The following is a 21,087-nucleotide window of genomic DNA, read 5'->3' as shown; positions in this document are numbered from 1 at the left end:
TAATTTAATGAGACATTATAATGAGTTTAGACCTTGAAATCAAATAAAATTAATATTTTTTAATACATTAGCAGCATAAATATTAACGTAATTTAAGAGATGATAATCCAATAAGGACAAATATGAGAGAGATAATCCAAAATCTTATTACGACTTTTGATTCTGTCCAGCCACTTTTTTCAAAGTGATGATGCAATGGTGCCATTTTAAATATTCGCTTTCCTTTGGTAGCTTTAAAGTAATATACCTGCATAATCACCGATATTGTTTCAATAACAAATAATCCGCCAACAATGCCTAAAACTATTTCATGTTTAGTAATAACACTAATAATTCCAAGCACACCGCCAAGGCTTAAGCTACCAGTATCACCCATAAAAACTTCAGCTGGTTGTGCGTTAAACCATAAAAATCCAAGACAGCTACCTACTATACTTGCACAAAAAATCGTTAATTCTCCGGTATTTGGTAGGTAAGTTAGTTGTAGATAATTTGAGTAAATTAAATTTCCGACTAGGTAGCTTATTAAAGCAAAAGAACCGGCAGTTAAGGCAATAGGAACTGTTGCGAGTCCATCAAGTCCATCAGTGAGGTTAACAGCATTAGAAGCACCGACTATAACGAATATGGCGAAGAATATATATAAATAACCAAGGTCCATACTTAAACTTTTAAAAAATGGTACGTTAAGCATGTGACTAGGGCTATCAATTGTATATTCTAGTAAAATACATACTATTAAGCTAATAATGCCCTGAAGTAAAAGTTTACTTTTTCCCTTTACGCCATAATGGTTATTTTTGGTTACTTTTGCATAATCATCAAGGAAACCAATAATACCGAAGCTAACAAAACCAAATAAGGTAATCCAAATATATTTATTGGTTAAATCGGCAAGCAATAAGGTAGAAAAACAGCTGGATAATATAATCATAATACCACCCATAGTAGGAGTGCCGGCTTTTGCTTGATGTGATTCAGGACCATCTAAACGTATCGGTTGACCATATTTTTGAAGAGTTTGTAAAAACTTTATTAGCCTTGGACCGATAAGAAAACTAAGACTAAGAGTAACTAGAACGGCAAGCCCGCTACGAAAAGTTATATAATGAAATAAGTTAGCTATATGTGAATTATGAATGTAAGGTAGTAAGAGGTTGTATAACATATTTTAGTTTAAATTTAAAAGTGTAAGTTAGTTTAATTTACTTTAGTGTAATAATCAATAATCTTGTCAAGTTTTATTCCTCTAGAACCTTTTATCAAAATAAGCTCATCATTTTTGAATAAATCATTTGTAGATGCAATTAATTCATCAATATTTTTAAAATATGCTTTAGTTATTTTTTCAGGTAATGCATCATAAATATATTTAGTATTTGCACCTACCAAAAAAACCTTAGAACAACCTAAATCTAATATATAAGGTACTAGCTCTTTATGAAGCCTTTCTGAATTCTGCCCAAGCTCCAGCATCTCACCTATTATAGCGGTTTTATTTGTGGCAGGCATTTGCTTTAAATATTCTAAGGCAGCTTTCATTGACGTAGGGCTTGCATTATAATAATCACAAATAATGCGGCTATTTCCTATATTAATAATTTTGCCTCTACCTTTTGTCATAGGAATATTTTTCAAATAACCAGCAGCTTTATTTAAATCTTGATTAAGCAAAAAGATGATCAATAATATACTAGCATAATTTTCGGCAAAGTGCTTAGGTATGAATGGTATAGTAGTCTCTATAATCGCATCATATATCTTATATTTTAAATGAACTTGTTCCCCAGAAATTTCATATAAAATTAACTCAGCTGAAGATGATTTATCAAAATTGTGTATATTTTCTATAGATAGTTTTTTCAATATAGATAAGATTCTATCGTAACAATTACTATCGGAATTAATAACGGCAATTCCATCTTTGTCAAAGCTCTCAAAAATTTCGCATTTAGCTTCAGCAATATCTTCAAGTGAGTTAAAAAACTCCAAATGTGCTTCTGAAATATTAGTGATCATAGCAATATTTGGCTTTAATATTTGAACTAGCTCCCGTATCTCACCTTTATGGTTCATACCGAGTTCAAAAATAGCAAATTCTGTATCATCCGGCATTGAAGCAAGATTAATGAGTAACCCTAAATGATTATTGAAATTACCTCGGCTAGCGAAAGTTAGTGCTTCATGCTGTAATAGAGTTTTTAAGGCTTCTTTAGTTGAAGTCTTACCAACACTACCGGTTATAGCAATAAATTTGGCGTTTGAATTTTTTCTTTTATACAAAGCCAGCTGTTCTAGGGCTTTTAAGCAGTCATCTACTAAGATAATTTTATTTTTATCAGCTATATCTACTTGCTTACTAACTATTACTGCTGATGCTCCTTGATTAATGGCATCTTGAATATAATCGTGACCGTCTTTATTGCCTTGAAGTGCTATAAATAAATCACCCTTTTTAATATCTTTAGAGTTAAATTGTATTTCGTTGGTGATAATAGATTGCGATATTAATAGCCCTAATGCATCGCTTAAAGTTTTAGAATTCCAAATCATGTGTTTTTGTTGTTGTGCGTTTTAATTGTATTACTATGTCATTCCCGCGTAGGCGGGAATCCAGATTTTTAGCTGTCATCCCGTGACTTGATCACGGGATCTTGTATCACAGATTGTGTCCTGAGATACTGCGGTCAAGCCGCAGTATGACAGACTTTTTACTGGATTCCCGCCGTTGCTAAGAATGACATAGATGCCACCTCGGCGTCATCAAACCTTATCTTCTCATCACCTATAATTTGATAATTTTCATGTCCTTTGCCGGCGATTAGTAAAATATCGTCTTTCTTTAAATTATTTATCCCGTATTTAATAGCTTCTTTTCTGTCAGCTATTTCTATATAGTTTGTTGTTACTATCCCGCTAATAATTTCTTGCCTGATAGCTTTTGGGTCTTCATGGCGTGGGTTATCGTCCGTCACAATAACATTATCTGCTATTGAGGCTGCTATTTTTCCCATAAGTTTTCTTTTGGTAGTATCACGATTACCGCCACAGCCAAAAATTATGCTTAATTTACCACCCTTAGCTTTAATATTTTTTAGCTCAGTTAAAGCTTTTTCAAGAGCGTCGGGAGTATGGGCATAATCAATGAATATATTAGTTCTGTTCACTCGTTCCATTCGTCCTTTTACGGCTTTAACTTTAGTTAAAGCATTTATAACTTTACTAAAATCAAAACTGGTATAATAAACACTAGGTCCGGCTATTAATAAATTACTAGCCTGAAAGCTACCTATTATTGGGGTATCAAAATCATAATTTTTATTATCAAAGATAAAATTAATATTTTGTCCTTTTAAAGAACTGTTAGTTTTAGTTATTTTACAATTACCGTTTGCTCCAACGCATAAATATTTTATCTTATGCTTATCCAAATAATCTTTAATAAACTTTATTTCTTCTATATCAGAATTTAATATTGCAATGCCATCTTTTGCTAAATGATCGGTAAATAACTTTAATTTAGCAAGCAAATAATTTTCTTTTGTGTGATGATAGTCAAGGTGATCTTGGCTAAAGCTAGTGAAACATGCAACATTTACTTTTAAATCGCCAAGCCTTTGTTGATCTAAGCCGTGGCTTGAAGCTTCAAATGCTAAATAATCTATCCCATTTTTAGCTAGTTTATGAGCAATTTTTCTAAAACTTAAATAGTCAGTTGTAGTTAATCCGCCTATGGACTCATTAAAATTATCGATGCCAAAAACTTCTACGCCTATTGTGCCTATTGATGCTGCTTTTTGTCCAATTAACGAATATATTTGAGCTATGTATGATACTACTGAGCTTTTGCCGTTAGTCCCAGTTACGGCTATCATAGTTTTAGGTTTTTTAGGGTAAAAGAGTTCTATAGCTTCATGTAAAGTTTCTTTGATGTCTTCCACAAAGATTACTTTATTTGTAGTGTTTTTTTTATCATCAGTAATAACTAATGCTGCTCCTTTCTCTAAAGCATCTGCAATAAAATCATTCCCATTTTTAATAGCAAAAAAGGCATCGTTTGCCTTAATAGTTTTAGAATTATTCGATAAACCTTTTACGTTATGTTTTTCAAATAATTGTTTTAAGGTAGGGGTCATATGTTAAATTATAATTATGATGTTGTTTCCGTATAGATGTCATCCCGTGGACAAGCCACGGGATGACATCTAAAGCATTTTCTGAGCCATGCAACATAGCCATTTGCTCCCCGCAATGACGCTTAAATTTCCGATAAATTCCATAATAGCTGATTCGCCTCAGTAATTATAGTCTTACCTACTAACTTCTTGATAAACACTAATTTATTATCAGGTTTAATTTTTGCGTTAGCAGTATAGGTACTGACAAATTTTAGAATCTTATCAGCCATATCAGCGTTTTTATAAAATTTAATTACAAAACCGTTATCGCCTGAATCTAGATTTTCAATGTTCAATTTAAAGCATAATAGTTTTATTTTGACAATATCAAGTAAATTATTAAATTCAGTTGGCAAGCTGCCAAATCTATCTATCATTTCGTCTTTAAATTTTTCTACTTCCAGATCATCGTTTAGATTACCTATTCTTCTATATAAACCAAGCTTTAGAACTGAATCTGATACATAATTATCAGGAATAAAGACCGATAAACCTAAATTAATAGTCGGGATGAAAGGCTGCTCGCCGCTTATCGGCTCATCTTTAAAAATAGCTATCTGTTCTTCCAGCATTTCTTGATAAAGCTCTGTTCCGACTTCTCTAATTTGCCCTGATTGCTCTTCACCTATTAAATTACCGAAACCCCGTAAATCCATATCATGGCTTGCGATAGTAAAGCCTGAACCGAGAGCACAGCTATTCTGGATTATCTCTAAACGTCTTAAGCTATGTGGCGTCATTTTTTTATGACTTGGCAGTGTTAAGTAGGCATAACCTCGCATCTTACCACGTCCGATTCTTCCACGTAATTGATATAGCTGACTCAAGCCCAGCATATCGGCTTTATGGATAATCATAGTATTAGCGTCTTGTATATCAATTCCTGACTCTATTATAGTTGTTGAGATTAATATATCGAATTTGCCGGCATAAAATTCACTCATGATCTCGTCAATTTTATTCGGCGACATTTTACCATGTGCGACTTTATAGCTTAATTCAGGGACGATTTGCTTTAACTGCTTTTCGATATCCTCTATATCGTTAATTCTTGGAACGACAAAAAAGCTTTTACCGCCCCTAAAATGCTCATGCAGTAATGCATCCCTGATAATAACAGGATCAAACGGCATAACAGAGGTGCGGACTTCCAGCCTGTTTAGTGGAGGTGTTGCGATAATGCTTAGCTCTTTTAAGCCGGTCATCGACATTTGTAAGGTGCGAGGTATTGGAGTCGCAGACATTGCAAGCACGTGGGTAGAAGATTTTAGCGATTTAAGGAATTCCTTTTGACCAACTCCGAAATGTTGTTCTTCATCTATAATTAATAGTTTAAGGTTACAAAACTTAGTCACTTTATGCAGTAAAGAATGCGTACCTATTATTATATTTATCTTGCCGCTTTCAAGTTCCGATCTAACAATTTTTGCTTCTTTGGAGCTAACAACGCTAGATAATTGTTTGATATTTAAGTCAGAATCTTTAAACCTTTCCGTAAATCTTGCAAAATGCTGACTGCACAGGATAGTAGTTGGTACGACAACCGCCACTTGTGGTGAATTTTCGTTTAGGGATTTAGCAACCATAAAGGCAGCACGCATTGCTACTTCAGTTTTACCAAAGCCAACATCCCCACATATTAGCCTATCCATTAACATGCCATTGCTTAAATCTTCTCTAATATCATTTATTGCGTTTAATTGATCTTCAGTCTCAGTAAAAGGAAATTTAGCACAAAATTTATCATATTCTTCAAGGTCAAATTCAATAGCAGCAGTGGTATTAAGCTTTCTTTTGGCAGCTATTTGCATTAAATGCAAGGCAATTTCCTTAATACGGTTTTTAAGTTTAGCTTTATTTTTTTGCCATGAGACGCTGCCTAGCTTATCAAGCTGTGCTACATCACTGCCATATTTCTTTATTACCTCAATATTTTCAACTGGTATATATAGCTTATCATTACCGGCGTAGAGAATCTTTAAGAAATCGTGAAGCTTGCCTTTAATCTCTAAAGCCTCAAGCTTTAAGAACTGCCCTATACCATGATCCTTATGGACTATTAGCTCTCCCTCGGCTAAATGATCAAGCTCAAGTAAAATATTCTTAAGTTTCTTGTTAGTATTTGTAGGGGTAACTTTTTCTTCTAACAGTTCGCTAGCTGCAATAAATAAATATTCAGGAGTAGAAAAGCTTTGATTTAAAGGTAATATAGCAATATTGATAGTATTTGTTTTAGCCTCTTCTAAATATTCTATTTCATTATAACTATATTCATAGTTTTCGATTATACTTTTAACTCTTTCAAAGCTACTTAAAACACTTGAGCCTATAATAATTTTCTTACGAGAATTAGCTTTGATAACTTCAAACAGCTTATCAAAAATAGTTTTCTTTTCTACAAAGCTGGCAGCTGCTATATTTTCAACTATGCTAGCCTGCTCAGAATTTTCATAGCTAATTAGGATATTATTTTCCTGCTCAAGTAATTCTATAGCTTCAAGAGAAGTAAAATATAGCTGGGATGGTGAAAGAGTAGGGTAAAAGCTGTTAAATTTAAGTTTATTGGCATCTAGCCTTGCTTTGTAAAAATCGTTATAGCTATGCTCGAATTCTAAAATAGCTTGTTTTGTTAGATTATCAAAGATAATGACCGGATTATTAAGGTAGTCTGTTAGACCCGAATAGCTATCATAAAATAAAGGTAGTAATTGCTCATAACCTGAGAACTTTCTTCCGCCGGTTATTGCTTCATATAAAGGATTATCGGTATGATTAACTCCAAAATTACGCAGGTAATTATCTTTAAAATTACTGATTGTTTCAGGATTTAAAACTATCTCATTTGCTGGACTAATAATTAGCTCATTACAAGATCTGGTTGAGATTTGCGTATCAATATCAAACTGTTTGATAGACTCGACATAATCCCAGCTAAAATTAATTCTATAGCCTTTAGATTCAGGTAATATTAAGTCAACAATCTCGCCTCTTACTGCAAATTCTCCAACATCAACAGTGCTTGCATTTCTTGTAAAGCTATTCTCTACCAAAAACTTACTAAGCTCGTTCGCACTTAGTTTCATTTTAGGAAATAGTTTTAGATAATATTTAGCAAAGAAATCCTTAGGTGGTAATTTATTCAATAAATTCGTTGCGTGAGTAATGACTAATTTATTTCCTTTATTGGTCGTAAGTTTACTTAATGTTTCGGCTCGCTTAGATAAAATATTGCAATTTGGTGACGTATGGTCATAAGGAATTGTATCATAGCTCGGAAAATAATATATATTTTCGCTCGGTAAAAAAAATAAAGCCTGCTTGTATAATTGCAACGCCTCTTCTTCATTGCTTGTAACTAAGACAAAATCTTGCTTAGAATTCTTTATAAAGCTATCAATTGTGAAGAAAGATTTAGCAGCTTGTGGAAATTTTTGTTGTAACATGTATGATGGGAAATTATATTTTTATTATTTTGCGTAATTGCTCCATTATTTCGGCATCTAAATTAGAAGGAACGGAAGATTTATTAGTAATCCAATTATAAAGGTCATTGTCATTTTGATCAAGTATTAAAGCATAGCTTAAAAGTTTTTCTTCCGCCATGAAAGGTAGATAAAGACTAGCAAAATTGCCTAATATATAATCCATTTCTTTGCAACCACGATTTTTACTACGATAAAAAAGTTTCTTTTGTAAAGAGTTTTTATTTAATTTATTCATGTTATAAAATCTTGCAAAATTTTTTTATGATAATATTATTAAAACTATCAGAGACCAAGAATATTTTAAAAATATTTAAGGTTTTGCGAAAGCTATACTATCTAACAAATTCATCTTCGCATGAATAAAATCCAATAGTTTAAACATTTTATTATATATAACAGCAATATAAGTAATAGGCAAAATATGTTAGTTCAAAATATCTGTTCTAAAGAAGCTTATAATATGCTGGTTTCGAATAATAATACTTTTCTTGTTGATGTTAGAACAGAAGAAGAATGGAAAAATGTGGGTGTTCCGAGTTTAAGTAATAAAAATAATGTAATCTTTTTAAGTTGGCAGCTATCACCTTTTATGGAGCTGAATAAAGATTTTGAAGATAGATTTTTATCTATTATTGATGATAAAATGTCTAACATTATATTTTTTTATGTAGATCAGGGCATAGATCATTAATGGCAGCAAATTTTATGGCTAATATAGGCTATAAAAATTGTTATAATATTATTGATGGTTTCGAGGGAAATCTTCAAAATAAAGGCTGGAAACAAAGTAACTTACCGTGGCAGTTTTAAGTGAATACTAATCAAATAATTTTAACAAATCAAAATGATAATAGTGTAAATGTCTGGAGTAACGTAACCCAAGACCTTTATAACTATTACGGTGAGGCTTTATATAATAGCTGGTTTAGTAAGGTCAATTTTATAGAATCTTCACTAAATACTGTTATTCTTTGTGCTCCTACCAATTTTATTAGAGATTGGATAAAATCTAAATATTCTGTCGTTATATTGCAATTATTTCAGCATTATAATAATGCTATTAAAACAGTAGAAATAATTACTAAAGAATTGCCGGCATCTAATCAAGCAACTCTTGAGTTGCCTACTAAAACTTTTGCCGATATTGGTAGTAGTGAGCTTAATTCAGAAAATATTTTCTCAACGTTTGATATACGTTTTACTTTCGATAATTTTGTTGTTGGTGCTCCAAATGAGCTTGCTTATGCTGTTGCAAGAGCAGTAGCCGAGTCATCAAGTGCAGTTTCCGAATCTAACCCTCTCTTCCTATATGGTGGGGTAGGGCTTGGTAAAACACATTTAATGCATGCAATTGGTTGGTATATAAAACAAAATAACCCAAGCCGTAAGGTTATATATATGTCGGCAGAAAAATTTATGTACCAATTTGTTAAAGCTTTGCGTAACAAAGAAGTAATGTCTTTTAAAGAGAAATTTCGCTCAGTCGATGTATTAATGATTGATGATATTCAGTTTATTTGTGGTAAAGATAGTACGCAGGAAGAGTTCTTCCATACGTTCAATACGCTGATTGATAATAACCGTCAGATGGTTATTTCTTGCGATAGATCGCCTTCCGATTTAGATGATATTGAAGACCGAATTAAATCCCGTTTAGGGTGGGGTTTAGTGGCAGATGTTCATAGCACTACTTATGAGTTACGTCTTGGTATTTTAGAGTCTAAAATTGAGCAGATGAACGTTAAAGTTCCAAAAGATGTAATTGATTTTTTAGCTTCTAAGATTGTTTCAAATGTAAGAGAGCTTGAGGGAGCATTAAATAAGGTTATTGCTCACTCTAACTTTACTGCAAAAGAAATAACACTCGAAAATACACAAAATATTTTAAGAGATTTGCTCCGTTCTAATGAAAGGATAATTACAGTTGAAGATATTCAGAAAAAAGTAGCTAATCGTTACAATATTAAATTATCTGATATGTCCTCACCTCGTAGAATGCGTACCATTGCAAGACCGCGTCAGATAGCTATGTATTTAAGTAAAATCCTCACCCCTAAAAGTCTAGTCGATATAGGTAAAAAATTCGGTAAAAAAGACCATACAACAGTTATGCACGCCATCAAGAAAGTAGAAGAGCTATTAGAAAGCGACTTAGAATTACGCGAAGAGATTAACCTAATGATGAAAATCTTGCAGAATTAGCCTGTGCGTTATTGTGACAAGCGTTGTTGTATAGTCCATATGTCATTCCCGCGGAAGCGGGAATCCAGAAAAAAGCATAAATATAGTAAATTTTTGGAGTTAAAAGCTCGATATTATCTCGCTTTATGCTGGATTCCCGCTTCCGCAGGAATGACATATAATTCGTCTAATTAATCCCCCAAAAAACCACTATTAGCAGTACCTCTATAAAAAAAATCTTTTCAAAACTCTCTGGGAAGTACGATATTAAAAGAACCATAGAGAATTGTGGTTATGGGGAAGGGTGTGCGTATTTTTTAGAAATTAATCCTAACGAATTACTATATAAGGAAGAGCTAATTTTTAATTATTATGGCTGTGATAATCAAATATTTGCAGTAAAAGAATATAAATATATTCTGGAAAATAATAATATCACCAAATATTTTACTACTCCAGAAAACAGCTTGTTTTATCAGTTAGATTTCATCAATAATATATACTCGAATGATTTGGATAATTGGAATGTAAAGCAAGGGTCGAGTACGCACAGCCTATACTTAATAGGTGAGCATGTGAGTTCCTCGAAGTTTTGCAGAGCCAATTCTTCAAAGCAGAAAAGTATAACAGCTACAGGTAGGCATTTATGCGGTAAAGACCACTATAATGCTACCTATATATTTTTAGATCCCAACTCCTTTACTCTTAATTACCACATCCTAGGACCAGAAAAAAATTATAATATTAATAGTAGTTTTACAAGGATATAGAGCTGCTATCTTCCCCCATTATTTTATAATATTCTTTTATTGCATCATCTAAACTTGAATCATAAGTTTCTTCATTATGAGTTTTTAAAAGTTTGTTATTAATATTTTCAGTACTAACTATTTTTCTCTTAATAGGAGGTATTGAAAATTTTAATTTATCTCCGGATTGAGAAAATATAGAATTAGAGTTATTTATTTTGGCTGTAATATCTTTTAATACTTCTTTATTTTTAAACTCTTCTACTGTTTTTACACTTGTGATATATTCAGGTGCATCAATATTGTACCATTCTTTTATCTTCGCACATAAAATTTGTAAAATCTCAGGGATAATTTTCTTGATATCCTTTTTTAAATCTGCTTGGACTTTAACCAAAAAAGAATCAAGCTTAGGTAATATTTTTTGGAATTCAAAAAATGTATTTTCTATCAAATCCTTAACTTTCTTTGAAAATATGGTTTTTTTTAATAGGGCTTCTTTAAATAATAATAAATATTGTTCTGGTCGACTGCCAAAATGAGGAATTAAATTATATAAATTTTCTTCTAATGATTTAACTAAGCCATTGGAAAAATTTGTGCTATTAACTAATTTAACGAAATCTTGTAATTCTTTTAAATTTATTAAATTAATGTTTTCGTTTATCTTAATTTTAGTTGCTTGTACAGAAGTTATTATATTAAATAATTGATTAATATGTTCTAATTTAATATTTACAAATTTGCTAAACCATTCAACTAATATATGACCTTCATTTCTAAGTAACAAAAAATCTTCTTTAATATTATTTATATCATAATCCATAAAATGAGTATTAGGTAACTCAAAACAATTATTATTAACTATTCCTCTAGATTTTGAAATTGCAGTTTGAATTGATAATGGAAAAAAATTTCTTCTTTTAAATATTTAGTATCTTTGATAATAAGCTCAAGAAACATAGGAGCAGTAAATAAAGTAGCATTATTCCTTTGCATTTCGACTATAAACAATAGATGAGTTAACTGTTCCGCAAAATTATTTAATTCTTGAGAAAGTTTTTCTGTATTAGCAATTTTTTTGTTCTGAACTAATTCAAAAATACGTTCTACTATATTTTCTCTATGTGCTTCGTTACGTAACATTCTTTGAAAAATATCTTTATAAGTTCCAAATCCGAATATCTCAGTTTGTACATTGCCGGTTTCATAATGTATTACGTGGCTATCAGTAAAAGCAGGTAGTTCTGAATTTGATAGTTCATAAGAAGTAGAAGAGCTGTGGTTTTTAGCTTCCTTTATCGTCAAATATTTTATTTTATTTTTATTATTTCGATTAGTAACTTTTGAACAAGCTAGAATTTTTGCAGAATTATTTGATTTTATTTCAATATTTAAATTATTTTGAAATAAAAGCTTTAAATTAATTTCTCTGTTTTTTTGTATTTCTTCAATTAGAGAACTTTTAATTTTATTATTTGTAATTTCGTTTTTAGTAATAAAGACATTTGGTAAGTTAACATGTTTATCAAATAAAAAATTAAATAATTGAATATAGTCTTCATCTGTAATAGGATTTTCCTTATTATTAATAAATAATTGATCCAGTTTAATATTAAATGACAACTTGATATTATCTAATAGTTTATTACGATTTGTATCTTTTAAACTTAATTTTCTTTCTTTAATTTTTTGATAAGCATTATTTATTATAGAACTCCTAAAGAATCTATCAGCTAAGTTATGTAATATTAATCCTAGTTTGGCTTTAAATTCATCAGCATTATGAATATTTTTAATATTTATTATATTATTAAATAAATAATTGTTATAATTTATAGAGATAATTTTATTTATTATCTGATTTTCTTTTTCTTCATCAGAGCTGTCTATATAGTATTTTTTTTTCATAAATTAGTTTTTCTTATTTAGTAAAAGCATCGCATAAGCCTAAAAAACTAACCGCAAAATCTGTATAATCGTTTTGTTGTGCTATTGATTCTATAAAGCTTAGATTAAATTCTTGCGGTGAAATTTCTACAGTACCTAAAACACAATTAACTGTTGCTATTGCAGTAATTACATCTTTTTTTGGCATACATTCTAATATCTTGCTTTGCACATAATTAATTAAATATTGTTTTTGCTCAGGAATAATAAATAAACTTAGTACTTTTTGTACATCTGGATATATTTCAACAACTTTTAGCCCTATATCCTTAGGATCATACTCAATCATAATTTCTACCCTTAATTTTTTAAATATCCTTATCTATATACTAAAATATTAACTACTAATCAAGTTACTAATAGTTGTAACTTTATTTAACAAGTTAAAATATACTAAGTATTCAAAAAGCAATAAGTTGACAATTATTAACTTTTATTATATATTGTCGCACAATTAAACTTTGGGGTTATTGTGATGGCAGAGATAATAGATGGCGTAAAAACTAATGATAATGGAATAAATCTTTTGTTATTAGAAGGAGGAGGTGTAAAAGGGGATATAGAAGTAGTAATATTAAACAATATAGAGCAATTAACTGGTAAGCCCACATGTGAATTATTTCCCGTTAGAGGAGGTACTAGTGTTGGTGGACTTATTGCTATTTTGTCTGGAATACCTGATCCTAATGATTCTCATAAACCATTACTTACTATGCAAGAGGTTGTAGATTTATTTGAAAAAATGGCTCAAGATATTTTTCCGCAGGAATTAACTTTTAGGAAAGTATGGAGTTTAAACGGCTTATTAAGTAATAAATTTTCTCCAGAACCTTTAATAAAATTATTGAAAGAATATTGTAAGGATTACACTTTAAAAGATTTAATCGGAGATGTTGTAGTTACAGGCTATGATCTTGATAATAAAGAAAATCCACTTATTACTTTTTCTACAATAGATGCTAGGAAGAGTGATGATAATAATTATTTACTATCTGATATAATTCAAGGAATAACTGCTGCACCAGGATTTTTTCCTAGTAAATCATTAAGTAATGTTACTAACACTAAACATCATACTATTATTGATGGAGGGGTGTATGCTAATGATCCGGCTTTAATGACATGGAAATTATTGGAGGAAAATAATTATAAAATTGATAATGCTATGTATCTATCATTAAAAGAAGAATCAAATGATGAGTACCAAACTATTTGTTGTGGTGGAGGAATAATAGAGTTATTAAAAAACAATATAACAGGTAAAATTTTAGATGCAACGCAATTATCTGATGAAATGATCACACAAAAAATTTTTGGTGATAAACTAATAGAAATAGCTACCTATATTCCAGAAGAGCATTCTGGAATGAGTAATTCAAGCTCTGAAAATCTTCAAGTACTTAAAGAGCTAGCAAACAAATCTATTCATGAAAGCTCTAATTTTAAGAATATAAATTATAATGAAAATTTTAAAGAAATTGTTGATAGGGTGGTCGTTAATTATAATAAAAATAACCCCGATAATAAAATTGTTGAGAATGATTATTATAAAGAATTATTTTCTAATGTTTTTGATAGGAATAATATTGTGGATGAGGGATTTGAAGAGGATAAGAATATAGAAGTTGTAAAAGCTAAACCCCGAAAAACAAAGTTTTAGATTTAAAAAATGAAGGTTTTGAAGGATGATATAGAATATGAAAAAGCTGAACTATTAACAGGTGTAAAGAAAATTTTTTGAGGAATTTTATGGAAAAAAATCCAGACCTAAAAGAAGATATAGAGCAGTTTTTACAAAAGGCTAAAAGCTATACATTAGAAGAAGTAAAAGAACGGGTTGTTAATTTTGAACAAGCAAGTTTAAAATGGCAAGAAGAGCAAGCTAAAGACGATATGTTAAGTAGTTGTGCTATAGAAGCTTTAAAAGAAGATATTGAACTCGAAGGTGAAGAGCATACTGATGATGTAGGCTATAATGAAATTATGGTGTAATAGCCCTACTCGGGACTTTGCTTATAGATTTTATAGTACGGGGCAGTTAAAGGAATAGTGCCAGATAGTACGTTATGAGCTATGCGACTGCAAGGAGCGTGGCAATCCAGAAAAAATAATAAAAAATGCTATGCATTTTACTAGATTGCTTCGTCAAATTATTTCGTAATTTCCTCGCAATGATGGAAAAACTGATCCACGCCACTGGGGGCATTGTTGTCTGGATCAAAAAAACACTCTCGGTGTCATCTAGTTGCTTGGGAACTAGATCCAGAAAATAATAAAAAATACTAATTTTATGAGTATTTTTAACTGGCTCTAGTTCATAAATCACGGGATGACAATTGGAAAACCGATCCACGCAGGCAATGTTGCCACGGGGTAACAATGAAGATGTTTTTCAATCTACATGACAACCATACCTAAATGAAAAAGATATAACAACAGTAGGTAGAACGAGGTTTTATTTGGAAAAGAGCAAGGAGTCCGCAAGACGAGGAACTGGAGCGTAGACGCAAGTAAAGTGAGTTACCTATGTACTTATAGTATGACGTACAGGGTATAATAAAGCTTCAGATAAGATAAACTTCAAGGTGAGCCTGCGGAGCGTATAATTAATACGTGAACACAGGCAGATCCTACAAAATTCGTTTGTATCAAGTTATTAATACACTATAGCCAATTTTTCAAATTAAACGAGTATACTATTAACGAGAATATAGCTCGACTACTAAATGAACTTCAGGAGTAAAAGGATATCTAACGTCGGAAATTGTTGGGACTCTTAGATATTTACCACTTAATGAATCTACATCAAATGATACATAATCAGGTGTTGTTTGACCTTGCTTTGAAACTGATTCTTGAATGATGCCCATTTGTCTTGAAGCTTCTTTGATCTCTATAACATCACCTTCTTTAAGACGCATACTTGCTATATCAGCTTTCTTACCATTTACTTTAATATGACCGTGTGATATTAATTGTCTAGAAGAGAAAATAGTTGGTGCAATATTCATTCTGTAAACTATAGAGTCAAGTCTACTTTCAAGTAATCCGATGAAGTTCTCACCAGTATTACCTTTCATTTTTTGAGCAAATCCAAAGATATTTCTAAATTGCTTTTCAGTGATACGACCGTAATGGCATTTTATTCTTTGTTTAGCTTTTAAATGTAACCCATAATCGGAGGTTTTAACCATGGTATTGCGTCCATGTTGACCTGGGCGATAATTTCGGGTATTAAATGCATCTTTACCATCACCCCATAAGCTAACACCAAGTCTTCTACTAGCTTTATATTTAGAACGTACGATTTTTGTCACTGAAAATATCCTTAACTTTTAAATTATAATTACAAAAAAATATATACATTTCTTACATTAAAGTCAATCGTTGATTTTTACCTTAAAACTTTTTATATTTAGTAAAAAAACTTTTATATGAATTCTTTAACAAAATCAATAAATTTAGATAAAGTTAGTTATCCTCAAAGTACAGTTAAAGACTATATTTTACTAATGAAACCACGTGTAATGTCATTGGTTGTTTTTACTGGCTTTTCTGGAATGTGGCTTGCTCCTAATTCTCTGCATCCTTTCATTAGTGTAATTGCTTTAATCTGTATAGCCATAGGTGCAGGTAGTGCTGGAGCGATTAATATGTGGTATGATAGGGATATTGATGCTTTGATGAAACGTACACAAAAAAGACCGATAGTTAGAGGAGCTATAGAAGCTGATGAAGCGTTATCATTTGGATTAATAATGGCATTCTTTTCAGTATTTTTTATGGCATTATGCGTAAATTTCCTATCAGCATTATTATTATTATTTACTATTTTTTATTATATATGCATTTATACTATGTGGTTAAAGCGTAGTTCTATCCAAAATATTGTTATTGGTGGAGCTGCTGGAGCTCTCCCTCCTGTAATAGGTTATGCTTCTGTAAGTGGCAGCGTGTCTTTGGATTCTGTTATATTGTTCCTCATTATCTTTATTTGGACACCGCCTCATTCTTGGGCTTTGGCTTTATTTTGTAACGATGATTATAAAAACTGTAAAGTGCCTATGATGCCTGTAATAAAAGGAGCTTTATATACTAAGAAACAAATTCTAATTTACAGCGTACTTTTATTTTTGACTTCTCTTAAGCCTTTTTTTGTAGGTATGAGTAATATTATATATTTAGTAATTGCTGCGGTACTTGGTTTAGTGTTTTTATATTATTCTATATCATTATTTTATGATAATGCTGATAATAAGCAGGCAAAAAGATTTTTTGCTTATTCTATATTTTATTTGTTCTTTATATTTCTACTTTTAGATTTTTGTCGAGTATAGTTTTAAACTACCTTGACAAATCTAATCACAAAATAGTTACTTTTTATTAATAAGCCTATATAATGCCCTTTTAAAATCATTTTTTATAAGGGCAGTAATGGTTAATACAAGAAAATTTACAAATGAAGAACAAAAAATATTAGAAAATTTTGTAAAAAGTAATCAAGTCATAGAGTTGATCAATGATAAAATTTATGATACTGAAAAATGTAGACAATGGGTAAATGAAAATTCAAAAATTAATGATGCTCTAAGTAAATACCTAAATTTCAAAACAAAATATTCATTAGATTATAAAGATAAATTCTTGTGGATATTATCTGATATAATAAATTGTCAGTCAGATGAAAAAGCTAGCCCATATCATAAACAAATTAATAATTCTGCAAATCTTAAAAATCTTTTGATATTATTAGGAATATGTGCAGAAATTAACGAGATTCAAAATATAATAAATGACGATCTTATAAAAAATAATAAATACTTAGAAAGAATAGCAAAAATGTGCTTGGATTATTACTCTCTAGAGAAAAAGAACTTCATACCCTCAAATAGACTTAATTCAATCTTAAAAGAAATTAACAAATATAAGAATAATTTCACAAGTAATTTATATAATGATTCAGAGATTGAAGAAGATATAGATGATCTAATATCTTACATTGAAGAGAAAAAAATACCTTACGATTTCATAGAATTAGAAGAAGAAAAATTTGGAAATAGAGGTATAAAACGAAAATACGAAGAAGATATAGATAAGAATAACAACGATAATGATGAGTATCCCACAAAAAAATTAGTTAAAGATGAAAAATATGTTATCCTGCTAAAATATTATCTTTCAATTTAGAATGTATCGGTGAATCAATATTTAGTTCAGATTCTGAATAAAATCTGAGTTATTTAAAACAGTTTCTTTAATCCTTTTTGCAGCAGTTTATTAACAGGATCGGTAGGTTGGTTTTGCGGTTGCTCTGTATTATTCTGTTCATTACTACTATCTTCCTTTTTCTTTCTTAAACCTAAAGCATCTTTTATAATATTTTCAGGTTTCTTTTCACCGCTTTTTAGATCTTTGATGACGCTGCTAAATACATTTTTTATTAAATATGTTTGAAGAGCTTCTATATCTAATTTATGTTGTGGATTATTTATAGAACCGTAAAGTTTGACTCCTAGAGGAGGAAAATTATTGATAGTGACGCTTGCCCCAACATCTAGCATATATTGTGGTAGGTTAATCTGACCATGAGCATTGGCTTTAGCTGGGCTAGCATCTAAATGACATTCAGTTAGTCGTACCATGCCACGCTCTATATTACCGGTTGCTACTAAATTGGAAAAGGATGTAGTACCGCCACTAAAAGATCCATTAATAAGGCGTAGAACTCCTTCCGTATTTTTAGCATTATTTATCGCATCCACAATGCGGTTTAAATCAAATCCGCTAATTTTTCCATTACTACTATTTACGTTAAATTGTCCATTTAAATTATTAACATAAGTATAAACGCTATTACCAGTAGAATTAAGTTCGGTGGTAAAATTTAATCGTCCATCGGTTATTTTTATTTTACCACTTTGTGGAGTTAAGCTTTTAACATAAGCATTTTTTAAATCAATTTTAATCGCTGCATTTTGATCTTTTCCTGAGCTTACATAACCGTTTGCGTTAAGATCGCCACCATAAATATTTGCACTAACTGAAGTAATATTTAGCTTACCTCCGGTAATAGCTAATTTTGCTTTAAAATTATTTATTACCAATGAATCATTGGTTAGTTTATCTATATTTGCTGATAGCTGTCCCTCGATTGTATTTAAAAAGCTTAAATCAATAGGACTATTTGACCAAGGAGTGCTACTTTTAGGAGCATTAGCAGACGCTTGACCTGTATTATTTGCAACAGGATTAGAAGCAGATGTAGGTGCAGGAGCAGGGCTGCCTGAGGTAATTTTTTCTAAGTTAATTAATGGGCTGTATATATTAAGGTTAAAATTAGTTTTTTGAGAAGCTAAATTAACATCACCTTTAATTGCTATATTAGTATTAAAAGCTGATATTTTATCATTTATCTGTAATGTATCTTTAGTTTTTTGCACTTCCCCATTTAATTGTAATACACCAATATGGCTTAAATTATTCACTCCAAGCAAAGCCATAAATGACTCAAAATTATTAATTTTTAAATTATGAATAGCAGATATGTCTTGCTTCAGATTTTTCAGCGTTACATCACCAGATAAATTACTATTTCCAGCAATTAAATTGATATTATGTAAAATTAAGGCTTGTGAATTATAAACTACATTGGAAATAAGAGAAATTTTTTGGTTAATAATAGGAGGTAATTTATCAGTTTTTATTTTCAGAGCGTTAAGTAAAGGTTGTAGATTATCTGCTGCTATTTTAATATTACCATTGAAAATACTCGCCTTATCTAAATTAGAGCTAATATCACCAATGATATTACCCGGATTTGCAATAATATTTGCCTTTAAACTACTATGTTCTATATCATAATTTACGTTTGCCAGTAATTCTATATTAGTATAGTTAAGCCTTGCATCTTTTAAATTTAGATTTTTGCTATCTGCAATTATGGATGCTGTTAACTCATAATCATTTTGTAAATCACTTGGCAGCCCTAAAGTTTTAGTATTACCTTTAATATTTGCAAGACCTATGAAAGAATTATTTTCACTATCGAGCTTTCCCTCAATTTTAATTTTTTCGTCCGCAATATTGATATTTGCACTTAACGGTATTACTTTTCCAATTTCTTCAATATTACCATCTATATAAATTTTTTGCTCTAGAGCCTCTAATACTAAAGTAAAATCTATTGGACCTTTAGTACTTTTAACGTGAGTATCTAAATTAATATTGTTAAATATTTTTTCATTACCATTCTCTCTATATATAATTTTACCATCTGAAATTTTAAAATGATTGATAAGAATAGGGAGTTCTATCTCGTTTTTATTACTAGAAGCTGTAGGTATAGGAGCATCTTGATTTATTTCAGCTTTATTTTTAGGCGTGGAAAACTCCCAATTTTTTTGTCCATTATTTAAAACTTCAAAGTTTATAACCGGCTTTTGTAGCTCTACAGATGCTACTTCAATTGCTCCTCTAAAAAGTGGTAGAAGCTTAAGTGAAGCTTTAGCGTTTTCAACAGATACTAAATAAGGCTCTTTTGTTTTATCTATTGAAGATAATTTAACTTCCGGTAAGGATATTGCAGGATTCGGCAATAAAGATAATTTTATATCGCCATTAATAGTTAAATCTCTATTTATCGTTTCTTTGACTTTATTTATTATTATCCCTTTATAATTGTTCAAAGGGATAAAGAAAGGAATAATAATTAACAATAATATTATACTGATAAATATAATAAGTGAGTATTTCAAAGTTTTATTCATATGATTTAACCTTTCTTAAAGCTATATTTAATTAATCGGTATTTCTTTTGCGTCCTGCTCTTTAACTTCTATGCGTGGCAAGGTGATAGTAAGTATACCGTTTTTTAGACTTGAAGAAATATTTTTTTGATCTACATCCTCATATAAAGATATTACATAATTAAAGTTCTTATTCATATAATTATTTGAATCATCGGCTTTATTTTTGTCTTCAATGTTTCCTTTAACGAATAATTTATTACCATTTACTTTAATTTTGATATGATCTTTATCAAAACCAGGTACTTCCATAATAATAATATATTGTTTATCTTTAGTAATAAATTTGCTCTTAATGCTATTAGATTCATAAAAAGGTAACTTATTTTTAAATAGATTATCAATATTTGTAATCTGGTTGTCTAGTAATTCTATTGCTTGATGTAAGGAAGTTGTATGATTAGAGTTATATGCTTGGTTTTGATTTGCTAATGTAGCATTACTAGATAAGATGACAGCTGCTATAGCTGGGATGTAAGCTTTAATTTTCATAATACTAACCTTGTATACTCGATGAACTTCAAAAATTGGCTACGTCGTTCTATAAGTACTGCGGTACTCACGTATTAAGTATACGCTCCTCTCCTCGTCTTATGAACTCCTTGCTCTTTTTGAAGTTGATCTTCGTCTACTAAATTTTTATTTATTAAAAGTATATATTCTAAATATATAAATTCATTTTACTAAAATTCAAGTCTTAAAAAATAAAAGAGACTTACTCTTATTAAAATTGATGAAA

The 21,087-nt window shown here is 30.3% G+C and carries 15 protein-coding genes and 2 pseudogenes; 6 read left to right on the top strand and 11 right to left on the bottom strand.

Translation table 11 applies throughout. The features are described 5' to 3' along the window. Positions 1–82: 82 nt before the first annotated feature. The 5 genes from mraY to RBE_RS04415 form a co-directional block, all read right to left on the bottom strand. Complete coding sequence (gene mraY, locus RBE_RS04435) at positions 83–1,168, bottom strand: phospho-N-acetylmuramoyl-pentapeptide-transferase (protein WP_011477520.1); 1,086 nt, start codon at positions 1,166–1,168, stop codon at positions 83–85. A 32-nt stretch (positions 1,169–1,200) separates the two neighbouring features. Beyond that, a complete protein-coding gene (locus RBE_RS04430; RefSeq protein ID WP_011477519.1) occupies positions 1,201–2,553 on the bottom strand; it encodes a UDP-N-acetylmuramoyl-tripeptide--D-alanyl-D-alanine ligase in 1,353 nt (450 codons plus the stop codon). 158 nt (positions 2,554–2,711) lie between these two features. Continuing rightward, positions 2,712–4,136, bottom strand: coding sequence for a UDP-N-acetylmuramoyl-L-alanyl-D-glutamate--2,6-diaminopimelate ligase (locus RBE_RS04425; protein WP_011477518.1), 1,425 nt, complete (start codon positions 4,134–4,136; stop codon positions 2,712–2,714). A 122-nt stretch (positions 4,137–4,258) separates the two neighbouring features. After that, positions 4,259–7,621 (bottom strand): transcription-repair coupling factor, encoded by a 3,363-nt coding sequence (gene mfd / locus RBE_RS04420; protein ID WP_011477517.1) that lies wholly within the window; start codon positions 7,619–7,621, stop codon positions 4,259–4,261. Between the two features lie 13 nt (positions 7,622–7,634). Continuing rightward, positions 7,635–7,898, bottom strand: coding sequence for a succinate dehydrogenase assembly factor 2 (locus RBE_RS04415; RefSeq protein ID WP_011477516.1), 264 nt, complete (start codon positions 7,896–7,898; stop codon positions 7,635–7,637). A gap of 186 nt (positions 7,899–8,084) precedes the next feature. Between RBE_RS04415 and RBE_RS04410 the strand changes: the two are divergent. The 3 genes and pseudogenes from RBE_RS04410 to RBE_RS09245 all read left to right on the top strand — a co-directional run bounded on the left by RBE_RS04410 (position 8,085) and on the right by RBE_RS09245 (position 10,614). Further along, positions 8,085–8,473, top strand: a pseudogene (locus RBE_RS04410) (rhodanese-like domain-containing protein). Further along, the gene (gene dnaA / locus RBE_RS04400) at positions 8,474–9,865 is read left to right on the top strand and encodes a chromosomal replication initiator protein DnaA (RefSeq protein WP_011477514.1); all 1,392 of its coding nucleotides are present in this window, start codon (positions 8,474–8,476) and stop codon (positions 9,863–9,865) included. It abuts the pseudogene before it with no gap. A gap of 173 nt (positions 9,866–10,038) precedes the next feature. Then, the gene (locus RBE_RS09245) at positions 10,039–10,614 is read left to right on the top strand and encodes a DUF6314 family protein (protein WP_338053123.1); all 576 of its coding nucleotides are present in this window, start codon (positions 10,039–10,041) and stop codon (positions 10,612–10,614) included. Here the strand turns inward: RBE_RS09245 and RBE_RS09240 are convergent. The 3 genes from RBE_RS09240 to RBE_RS04380 are packed head-to-tail and all read right to left on the bottom strand — an operon-like array spanning position 10,601 to position 12,832. Then, a complete protein-coding gene (locus tag RBE_RS09240; RefSeq protein WP_011477512.1) occupies positions 10,601–11,419 on the bottom strand; it encodes a hypothetical protein in 819 nt (272 codons plus the stop codon). The two genes, RBE_RS09245 and RBE_RS09240, sit on opposite strands and share 14 nt — an antisense overlap. Positions 11,420–11,457: 38 nt before the next feature. Then, on the bottom strand, positions 11,458–12,504 hold the full coding sequence (locus RBE_RS09235; protein WP_011477511.1) for a hypothetical protein: 1,047 nt from the start codon (positions 12,502–12,504) through the stop codon (positions 11,458–11,460). Positions 12,505–12,517: 13 nt separating this feature from the next. Continuing rightward, on the bottom strand, positions 12,518–12,832 hold the full coding sequence (locus tag RBE_RS04380) for a hypothetical protein (RefSeq protein WP_011477510.1): 315 nt from the start codon (positions 12,830–12,832) through the stop codon (positions 12,518–12,520). Between the two features lie 186 nt (positions 12,833–13,018). Here RBE_RS04380 and RBE_RS04375 point away from each other — a divergent pair. Continuing rightward, positions 13,019–14,535: pseudogene (locus tag RBE_RS04375) on the top strand (patatin-like phospholipase family protein). Between the two features lie 707 nt (positions 14,536–15,242). Here the strand turns inward: RBE_RS04375 and rpsD are convergent. Then, positions 15,243–15,860 (bottom strand): 30S ribosomal protein S4, encoded by a 618-nt coding sequence (gene rpsD / locus RBE_RS04370; protein ID WP_011477507.1) that lies wholly within the window; start codon positions 15,858–15,860, stop codon positions 15,243–15,245. 117 nt (positions 15,861–15,977) lie between these two features. Here rpsD and cyoE point away from each other — a divergent pair, with 117 nt between their 5' ends. Together cyoE and RBE_RS04360 are read left to right on the top strand one after the other, a co-directional pair. Next, the gene (cyoE, locus tag RBE_RS04365; RefSeq protein WP_011477506.1) at positions 15,978–16,880 is read left to right on the top strand and encodes a heme o synthase; all 903 of its coding nucleotides are present in this window, start codon (positions 15,978–15,980) and stop codon (positions 16,878–16,880) included. A 97-nt stretch (positions 16,881–16,977) separates the two neighbouring features. After that, entirely contained in the window at positions 16,978–17,730 is a 753-nt protein-coding gene (locus RBE_RS04360) for a hypothetical protein (RefSeq protein WP_011477505.1), read from the top strand. A gap of 53 nt (positions 17,731–17,783) precedes the next feature. On the opposite strand, the gene RBE_RS04355 is transcribed toward RBE_RS04360, so the two are convergent. Both RBE_RS04355 and RBE_RS04350 read right to left on the bottom strand, forming a co-directional pair. Next, a complete protein-coding gene (locus tag RBE_RS04355; protein ID WP_011477504.1) occupies positions 17,784–20,309 on the bottom strand; it encodes an AsmA family protein in 2,526 nt (841 codons plus the stop codon). A gap of 27 nt (positions 20,310–20,336) precedes the next feature. Next, complete coding sequence (locus RBE_RS04350; RefSeq protein ID WP_187145761.1) at positions 20,337–20,834, bottom strand: Hsp20/alpha crystallin family protein; 498 nt, start codon at positions 20,832–20,834, stop codon at positions 20,337–20,339. Positions 20,835–21,087 lie beyond the last annotated feature (253 nt).

This window comes from Rickettsia bellii RML369-C, from assembly GCF_000012385.1.
Lineage (GTDB): Bacteria > Pseudomonadota > Alphaproteobacteria > Rickettsiales > Rickettsiaceae > Rickettsia > Rickettsia bellii.
Note: the sequence above shows the minus strand (reverse complement) of the source record. Positions and strands in the feature narration are given on the sequence as shown.